An 8,887-nucleotide genomic window follows, 5' to 3' on the forward strand; every position below is an offset into this window, starting at 1 on the left:
GCGGTTGTTGCGCGAGACCTCCTGCAGCGCGATCACGTCGGCGCCGCGCACGGCATCGGCGATGCGGCCGACATCGTAGCGGCCGTCGAGACCGACGCCGTAGTGGATGTTGTAGGTTACGAGCTTCATTGCGACTCCGGCCATGTTCATAAACAGCCTCGCCCTTCGCGCCGCCTTGGTTTAGAGCAGTGCCAAAGGTTTAGAGCAATGCCGCAAGGCCAATAGCAGAAACTCAGCAATCCGATGAAATTTCTCGATCAAGCCAAGGTCTACATCCGCTCCGGCGACGGCGGCGCCGGTTCGGTGTCGTTTCGGCGCGAAAAATTCATCGAGTTCGGCGGTCCTGACGGCGGCGACGGCGGCCGCGGCGGCGATGTCTGGGTGGAGGCGGTCAATGGGCTGAACACGCTGATCGACTATCGCTATCAGCAGCATTTCAAGGCCAAGACCGGTACGCACGGCATGGGCCGCAACATGACCGGCGCCAAGGGCGCCGATGTCACGCTGAAAGTGCCGGCGGGAACGCAGGTCTTTGCCGAGGACAATGAGACGCTGATCTGCGACATGACGGTGGTCGGCCAGCGCTTCCTGCTTGCCAAGGGCGGCAATGGTGGCTTCGGTAACCAGCATTTCAAGACCTCGACCAACCAGGCGCCGCGCCGCGCCAACCCCGGACTGCCGGGCGAAGAGCTCAACATCTGGCTCAGGCTCAAGCTGATCGCCGATGCTGGCCTGGTTGGCCTGCCCAATGCCGGCAAGTCGACTTTTCTGGCCGCCGTGACCGCGGCCAAGCCGAAGATCGCCGATTATCCCTTCACCACGCTGCATCCGGGCCTCGGTGTGGCCCGCATCGACGGGCGCGAGTTCGTCATCGCCGACGTTCCCGGCCTGATCGAAGGCGCGCATGAAGGCGTCGGCATCGGCGACCGTTTCCTCGGGCATGTCGAACGCACGCGCGTCCTTCTGCACCTCGTCTCCGCGCAAGAAGAAAATCCGGGGAAGGCCTATAACACCGTGCGCACCGAACTCGACGCCTATGGTCATGGGCTGGTCGAGAAGGTCGAGATCGTCGCACTTTCCCAGGTCGACACCCTCGATGCCGACGCACGCAAGAAGAAGGTCGCTTCGCTGAAGCGCGCTGCCGGCCGCGCGCCGATGCTTTTGTCCGCGGTCACCGGCGAAGGCGTCGAGGCCGTTCTGCGCGCGCTGATGACGGTCGTGGCCGAGGCACGCGAAGCTATCGCGACGCCGGTCGAGACACGCTGGAACAAATAGCGATGGCCGCGCAGTCGCTGAGAAAATACCGGCGTATTACCGTCAAGATCGGCTCGGCGCTGCTTGTCGACCGCACGACGGGCCTGAAGCGCGACTGGCTGGCCTCGCTTGCCGACGATATTGCCGTGCTGGCCGAAGGCGGCGCCGAAATCCTCGTCGTGTCGTCCGGCGCCATCGCGCTTGGCCGCACCATTCTCGGCCTCGGCAAGCGGGCGCTGAAGCTCGAGGAGAGCCAGGCGGCGGCTGCCGTCGGGCAGATCGCGCTGGCTGGCGCCTGGTCGGATGCGCTCGGCAAGGGCGGCCTGAAATCGGGCCAGATCCTGCTGACGCTCGGCGACACCGAAGAGCGCCGCCGCTATCTCAACGCACGCGCGACGATCTCGACGCTGCTCAAGATGAAGGCGGTGCCGGTCATCAACGAGAACGACACGGTGGCGACCTCCGAAATCCGCTATGGCGACAATGACCGGCTGGCGGCGCGCGTCGCCACCATGATGGGCGCCGATCTGCTGGTGCTGCTTTCTGACATTGACGGGCTCTATACGGCGCCGCCTGCGCGCGACCCGCAAGCCCGGTTCATTCCTGTCGTTGACCGCATCACTCCTGAGATCGAGGCGATGGCGGGTGCCGCCGCTTCGGAGCTTTCGCGCGGGGGCATGCGCACCAAGCTCGACGCCGGCAAGATCGCCACCGCCGCCGGCACCGCCATGATCATCACATCAGGCACGAGGCTGTCGCCGCTGATGGCGATCGAGCGCGGCGAGCGGGCGACTTTCTTCCGGCCGAGCGCCAATCCGGTCAAAGGCTACAAGACGTGGATTGCCGGGCAGCTCGAGCCGGCAGGACGGCTGACCGTCGATGCCGGCGCCATCGGCGCGCTGCTGTCGGGCAAGTCGCTGCTGCCGGCCGGCGTCAAACGGGTCAGCGGCAATTTCTCGCGCGGCGACACGGTGGCGATCCTGTCGCCCGAAGGCCGCGAGATCGCGCGCGGACTGGTTGCCTATGATGCAGCCGATGCCGTAAGGATCGCAGGCTTGAAAACAGCCGAGATCGAAACGGTGCTCGGCTACGAAGCGCGATCGGCAATGATCCACCGCGACGACCTTGTGGTGAGCCATTCCGGTGACCAAGTAGGGGCCGGTGACCAAGTAGGGGCCGGTGACCAAAGTAGGGGCTGGTGACCAAGTAACCGGTGACCAGGTACATAGCGGAGGATGAGCCATGCTGAAGCTGCATGAAAAATCCCGGGACGACACGGTGGCGCTGATGGCCGATATCGGCCGTCGTGCCCGCGCTGCTGCCCGCCCGCTGGCCATCGCCACGACCGCCGCCAAGAACGCCGCACTTGTCGCCATGGCGGAGGCGATTATCCGTCGCGAGCAGGATATTCTCGACGCCAATGCCTTCGACGTCTCGAACGGTCACGAGTCGGGGCTTTCCGCCTCGTCCATGGACCGGCTGAAGCTTGATCCCGCGCGCATCCACGCCATGGCGGGCGGCATCCGCGAGATCGCCGAACTCAGCGATCCGGTCGGCGACGTCATTGCCGCATGGGACCGGCCGAACGGGCTGCATATCGAACGCGTGCGCACGCCACTCGGGGTCGTCGGCGTTATCTATGAAAGCCGGCCGAACGTGACGGCCGATGCCGGTGCGCTCTGCCTGAAAGCCGGCAATCCGGTGATCCTGCGCGGCGGCTCGGATTCGCTCAATTCTTCCGCCGCGATCCATGCCTGCCTGGTCGAAGGGCTGAAGGCGGCTGGTCTGCCGCAGGATGCCATCCAGCTGGTGCCGACCACCGACCGCGCCGCCGTCGGCGAGATGCTGAAAGGGCTTTCCGGCAATATCGACGTCATCATTCCGCGCGGTGGCAAGAACCTGGTCGAACGCGTCCAGAGGGAGGCGCGGGTGCCGGTCTTCGCTCATCTCGAGGGCATCTGCCATCTCTACATCGACCGCTCGTCTGATCTCGACATGGCGGTCAGGATCGCGGTCAACGCCAAGATGCGGCGCACTGGCGTCTGCGGCGCGGCCGAGACGCTGCTGGTCGATCGCGCTGTCGCCTCCACCCATCTCGTGCCGATTCTTGACGCGTTACGCATAGCGGGATGCGAGATCCACGCCGACGCCGAGGTGCTGAAAATATTTGCCAGCGCCCAGCCGGCGACCGACGCCGACTGGGTCACTGAATATCTCGACGCCATCATCGCAGTGAAGCTGGTCGATGGCGTTGCCGGCGCGATCGAGCATATCGAGACGTTCTCCTCGCACCACACCGAGGCGATCATCGCCCAGGATGCCGGTGCAGTGGAACGTTTCTTCAACGAGATCGATTCCGCGATCCTTCTGCACAATGCCTCGACGCAATTCGCCGATGGCGGCGAATTCGGCATGGGCGCCGAGATCGGCATCGCCACCGGCAAAATGCATGCGCGCGGCCCGGTCGGAGTCGAGCAACTGACCTCGTTCAAATACCGCGTGCGCGGGTCGGGACAGGTGAGGCCTTGAAGCTATTCGCTACCAGGGTTTGAAGTTTGCGCCCAGCCACCCCCCTCTGTCCTGCCGGACATCTCCCCCGCAAGGGGGGAGATTGGCTGTCATTTCTGATTTCGCCAATCGCCGGCGTTGCAAGATTTGCGCCTGCGATGAAGCCGCCAATCTCCCCCCTTGCGGGGAAGATGCCCGGCAGGACAGAGGGGGGCGGCTGACCCATGCTTTCGCAGTCCGAACAGCTCGTTCCCTCCCACTATCTCAAGATGCCGCATGCCGAAAAGGGCTTGGCCGTCGGTCTGTTCGGCGGCTCGTTCAATCCTGCCCATGCCGGCCATGCACTGGTCGCCGAGATCGCGCTCAGACGTCTGGCGCTCGATCAGCTATGGTGGATGGTGACGCCGGGCAATCCGCTCAAGAGCGCGCGGGAACTGGCGCCGCTGGCCGAGCGGCTGCGCCTGTCCGAGCAGATCGCCCGGAACCCGAAGGTCAAGGTCACCGCCTTCGAGGCGACCCATCATATTCGCTTCACCGCCGACACTCTGGCCCTGGTCAAGGCGCGCAACCCGGGCGTCGACTTCGTCTGGATCATGGGCGCCGATTCGCTTCGCGATTTCCACCGCTGGCAGCGCTGGCGACAGATCGTGATGACGTTTCCGATCGCGGTGATCGACCGCCCTGGCGCGACGCTGTCGTTCCTGTCGTCGGTCGTCGCCAAGACCTTCGATTATGCGCGTGTCGACGAAGGTGACGCGCCGCGGCTCGCCCGTATGAAGGCGCCGGCCTGGACCTTCATCCACGGCCCGCGCTCGTCGCTGTCGTCGACCGCGATTCGTAACATGGCGAAAGGATAGGAGTCTCCTTCTCCCTTGTTGTGGGAGAAGGCAAGATCCAAGCACCGCCCGTCCGGCCATGTCGCATTTGCGGCTGCTTTTCCCCGATCCGTGGGCGATCCTACGCGGGCATGACGATTATCGAGCGAAACCAGACCAGACGCGATCCGGCGCATGGCAGCCCGCCGGCCCCGGCGATCGCGATAGCCAGCATCGTCCTGTCGATGGCGCTGGTTGCTGTCGGCAACGGACTGATGTTCGCCTATATCCCGGTCCGGCTCGGCGCCGAGGGCTTCGATCCGACCTGGGCCGGGCTGATCGTCACCGGCCTGTCGGCCGGCGGCCTGGCAGGCTGCATCCTGACCGGTCCGCTGGTACGGCGCGTCGGCCATGCTCGCGCGTTCATGGTGCTGTCGGCGCTGATCGTGCTGTCGAACGCCGCCGTCGGGGCCGGGCCGCACCCGCTGTCGTGGATCGCGGCACGCGCGCTCTATGGCTTTGCCATATGCGGCTTGTTCATCGTCGCGCAAAGCTGGCTGAACGACGTCGTCGCGAACGCCATACGCGGCAGGGTCATGGCCTTCTTCTACGTCGCCTATGTCGCCGGGCTCGGTGTCGGCTACGCCACACTAGCGCTGATCGATATAAGGGCTGCGGACGCGCCAATGATCGGCATCGCCTTCACCGCACTGTCGATCCTTCCGGTCGGGCTGACGCGGCTCGCCCAGCCGCCTGGCGGATTTCGCCGGTGGGCGTCGCCGGCATGCTTGCCGTCGGCGGCCTGTCGATGACGATTTCGGGCTTCGCGCCGATCCATGCCACGGCCAAGGGCTACAGCCAGGCAGATGTGGCACTGCTCTTGTCGGCGATGCCGGTCGGCACATTGATCCTGCAGATCCCGCTCGGATGGATTTCCGACCGCACCGACCGGCGTTTTGTGCTGGTCGCCGCTTCGGCGCTTGCCTTGGTGGCGGGTCTGTTTGCGCTGGGCTTCGACGGCGGTGCGCTGGCGGCGCTGGTCGTTATCTATGTGGTCTGGGACGGCGCGTCGGAATCGATCTATTCGCTGGCCAGCGCGCATGCCGCCGACCGCGCCGGCAAGGACGACATGGTGGCGCTGTCCAGTTCGCTTCTGTTTGCGTGGTCGTTGTCCGGCTTCATCGTGCCCGGCATCGTCACCGGGCTTTCCGCTGTCTATGGAACGCAGGCCTTCATCTATGTGGCCATCGTCATTGCCGCTGCTTTTTGCCTGTTCGTGCTGTGGCGTGTGGTGGCGATGTCGCCTGTTCCCGCCGCCGAGACCGGCAATTTCGCGCCGATGAGCGCGCAGGCCCCACTGCCGGTCGATCTTGCCTTTCCGTCCGAAGAGCAGCGCCGCGCGGACAAGTAGACCTGCGGGAATTGATCATCTCACTGTCTGGCGGAGGGTTCCTGCCGCGGCGCTTCCGGTGGCGGCGCGGGTATAGAAATGCCTTCGCTGTCGAAAGCCTGCTTGGCGCGTTTGGTGAGATCGATCTGGGTGGCGAAGAAATCTGCAGCCGAGGTCCAGTAGCGCAACGTGATGGCGACGTTGCTGTCGCCGACGGTCGCCACAAAGGCAATCGGCGCCGGCTCCCGCCTGACGCGCCGCTCAGCGGCGGCGGCGCCAAGCATTGTCTTCTGCGCGAGATCGATATCGTTCCAGGAGCCGATGGTCAGCGTGATGTCGCCACGGCGGACGCCGTTGCGTGTATAGTTGCGGACTGGCAGGTTCCACAGCGTCGAATTGGGCGCGAGGACGTAGACGCCTTCGACTGTCCGCAATTGGGTGGCGAATAGTCCTATTTCCTCGATGGTCCCGGAAATGACGCCGACCTCGACATATTCGCCGATGCGGAATGGCCGTAGCGCCAGCAGCATGATGCCGGCGGCAATGTTCTGCAGCGTGCCTTGCAGCGCCAGGCCGATGGCCAAGCCGATGGCGCCGATCGCGGCAATGATCGAGGCCGTCTGGACGCCGAACTGGCCGAGCACCATGATAACGACCAGGATCAGGATGGCGTAGCGGGCGATCCTCGAGAAGAAGTGGCGCAGCGTCACGTCGAAGCCATGGATATGGCCGAGGCCGGCGTAGATCGAGCGCTGGGCGAGGCCGGCGACGATATAGCCGAGGACCAGCAGGATGACGGCGCCAATGGCCGAGAAGGAGTACGAGACGATCAGGGTACTGAGTTGGGCAAGGCCGGACTGCATGGTGACAACGGCATTCTGGGGATCGATCGGCATGGCGGGAATCCGGTTGGTCAATGCGCCGATAACCCGCGCAAGACGGCAAGAGTTCCGATTTTTCTTCAACGGCGGGACCGCAAGAAATGACACTTCGTTGGTCACCGCGCGGTTGCCGTCTTGAAACTGCAACCTAACTCTGCCTATCTAAGGGGTGTCACCTGCTTTGAAGGGTGATTTGGTTGTTCTTGCTGCGAAAGGAAATACACTGAGAACAGCACTTCGGAAGAAGGCCGACATCGTGCCTTCGCCGGCCGGGATTAGCGTAAACGACGCCGTGTCCCGCGCCATCAACACAGTCCTTGTCAGTCTGGAAGACTCCAAGGCCGAAAACATCGTCTCAATCGACATTCAGGGAAAATCGAGCCTCGGTGACTATATGGTCATCGCGTCCGGCCGATCGCACCGTCATGTCTCGGCTGTTGCCGATCATCTCCTCAAGGCGCTCAAGGATGCCGGTCTCGGCACGGCGCGCGTCGAGGGGCTGGCCGGCGCCGACTGGGTCCTGATCGATTCGGGCGATATCATCGTCCATGTCTTCCGTCCCGAAGTCCGCGACTTCTACAATCTCGAAAAGATGTGGCAAGCGCCGGACCTCGAGGGAGAGACCCTCCACTGAGTCGTATTTGGTTGATGCATGTCGTTTTCCAAAACCGGTGACCACTTTTGGTGACATGCATTAGCGGCTCTTCGAGGCAGGGATGAAAATTACCGTTCATGCCGTGGGCCGGATGAAAGCCGGCCCCGAGAAGCAGCTCGCCGACCGATATTTCGAGCGCTTCGCCAAGAGCGGGCAGGCTGTGGGGCTCGAATTCTCAGGGATTGTCGAGATTCCGGAGGGGCGCGCCCAGACCGCCAACGAGCGCCGCCGCGAGGAAGGCCAGAAACTGCAGGCGCAGTTGCAGCCTGGTACCGCGCTCATGTTGCTCGACGAGCGCGGCAAGAGTTTTTCCTCCGAGGATTTGGCCGGGCGCATCGGCCTGTTGCGTGATGGCGGCCGCAAGGCACTTGTCATCGCTATCGGCGGCGCCGACGGCCATGATCAATCGCTGCGTGATCAGGCCGATGTGATTGTGTCGTTCGGCGGGCTGACATGGCCGCACCAACTGGTCCGTGTCATGTTGGGCGAGCAGCTTTACCGGACGGCCACGATCCTGTCCGGCCATCCTTATCATCGCTCGTGAGCATTGCAGGTTCCAATCCGAAACCGGTGGATTGGCGTGAGCCGCCCGGATTTTCGCCTCAATGCGTCACGAGGCTGTTTGCGGTCGGCAGGGCTCTCGAACATGGTTGATGGTTCGTTAACGAAGCCACGCATAGAGTCGGGCTTCAATGTCTGAAGGTTGGAAATCGCGAACGGGCTTTTGGCGCGCACGCTGCTGCTTGGCAGCGGCGGCGCTTATGCTGTCTCTCAGTGCCGTGCGGGCGCAGGACAGGCTCGACATGGCGCCTGATCCGGACCAAAGCCGGGTCGAATACGAACGGGTGTCGAAGGAGATCACGCTTTCGTCCGAGCGGCTGGCCAAGCTCGCCGCCGACATGGCGACCGTCAAGAAGGATCATGCCTCGATCACCGCGGCGCTGATCCAGTCGGCAATGACCGAGCAGAAACTTGGTCAGGACATCGAGGACATCGGCGCCAAGCTGGAAGGGTTGAAGGGCGAGGAGCAGAAAATCCGTGCGTCGCTGGCTGCTAGACGCGACGTTCTGGCCGAGGTGCTGGCCGCGCTGCAGCGCATGGGGCTCAATCCGCCGCCCGCCATCCTGGTCAAGCCGGAGGACGCGCTGTCGTCGGTACGCAGCGCCATCCTGCTCGGCGCCGTGGTGCCGGAACTGCGCCAGCAGACCGAGATATTGCTGGCGGACCTCAAGGAGCAGTCGCGGGTGACGGCCTCGATCGAGGCGGAGCGGGCGCGGCTGACGGCGGCAGTCGGCGAGCAGACGGCGGAAAAGAGGCGGCTTGGCATGCTGCTTGAAGCCAAACAGAAGCTCGAGGCCGAGACGGAAACGGCGCTGGCCGCGGA

The 8,887-nt window shown here is 64.0% G+C and carries 8 protein-coding genes and 2 pseudogenes (1 of these 10 cut by a window edge); 8 read left to right on the top strand and 2 right to left on the bottom strand.

From position 1 onward, the window contains the following. Positions 1–129 (bottom strand): annotated as a pseudogene (locus E5W87_RS28270) (endonuclease/exonuclease/phosphatase family protein) (it extends 680 nt beyond the left edge of the window). Positions 130–243: 114 nt separating this feature from the next. Between E5W87_RS28270 and obgE the strand changes: the two are divergent. The 5 genes and pseudogenes from obgE to E5W87_RS28295 all read left to right on the top strand — a co-directional run bounded on the left by obgE (position 244) and on the right by E5W87_RS28295 (position 5,988). Next, positions 244–1,275: a GTPase ObgE gene (gene obgE / locus E5W87_RS28275; RefSeq protein WP_292405022.1), complete on the top strand. Its 1,032-nt coding sequence runs from the start codon at positions 244–246 to the stop codon at positions 1,273–1,275. Between the two features lie 2 nt (positions 1,276–1,277). Beyond that, entirely contained in the window at positions 1,278–2,456 is a 1,179-nt protein-coding gene (gene proB, locus E5W87_RS28280; RefSeq protein WP_292405025.1) for a glutamate 5-kinase, read from the top strand. 40 nt (positions 2,457–2,496) lie between these two features. Then, positions 2,497–3,783 carry a glutamate-5-semialdehyde dehydrogenase gene (locus tag E5W87_RS28285; protein ID WP_292405027.1) on the top strand — a complete coding sequence of 429 codons (1,287 nt, stop codon included), beginning with the start codon at positions 2,497–2,499 and terminating at the stop codon, positions 3,781–3,783. Positions 3,784–4,031: 248 nt separating this feature from the next. Beyond that, positions 4,032–4,619, top strand: a complete 588-nt coding sequence (locus E5W87_RS28290; RefSeq protein ID WP_292405036.1) for a nicotinate-nucleotide adenylyltransferase — start codon at positions 4,032–4,034, stop codon at positions 4,617–4,619. A 110-nt stretch (positions 4,620–4,729) separates the two neighbouring features. Next, a pseudogene (locus E5W87_RS28295) lies at positions 4,730–5,988 on the top strand (MFS transporter). A gap of 20 nt (positions 5,989–6,008) precedes the next feature. Here E5W87_RS28295 and E5W87_RS28300 read toward each other — a convergent pair. After that, a complete protein-coding gene (locus E5W87_RS28300; protein ID WP_292405029.1) occupies positions 6,009–6,863 on the bottom strand; it encodes a mechanosensitive ion channel family protein in 855 nt (284 codons plus the stop codon). Positions 6,864–7,104: 241 nt separating this feature from the next. On the opposite strand from E5W87_RS28300, the gene rsfS reads away from it, so the two are divergent. The 3 genes from rsfS to E5W87_RS28315 all read left to right on the top strand — a co-directional run. Further along, on the top strand, positions 7,105–7,482 hold the full coding sequence (gene rsfS, locus E5W87_RS28305; RefSeq protein WP_292405032.1) for a ribosome silencing factor: 378 nt from the start codon (positions 7,105–7,107) through the stop codon (positions 7,480–7,482). An 82-nt stretch (positions 7,483–7,564) separates the two neighbouring features. Further along, positions 7,565–8,047, top strand: coding sequence for a 23S rRNA (pseudouridine(1915)-N(3))-methyltransferase RlmH (gene rlmH, locus E5W87_RS28310; protein WP_292405034.1), 483 nt, complete (start codon positions 7,565–7,567; stop codon positions 8,045–8,047). 148 nt (positions 8,048–8,195) lie between these two features. Further along, the coding region (locus E5W87_RS28315; RefSeq protein WP_367118889.1) for a murein hydrolase activator EnvC at positions 8,196–8,887 on the top strand (692 nt) is incomplete at its 3' end.

Origin of the sequence: Mesorhizobium sp. (assembly GCF_004962925.1) — a bacterium.
In the GTDB taxonomy this organism is placed as follows: domain Bacteria; phylum Pseudomonadota; class Alphaproteobacteria; order Rhizobiales; family Rhizobiaceae; genus Mesorhizobium.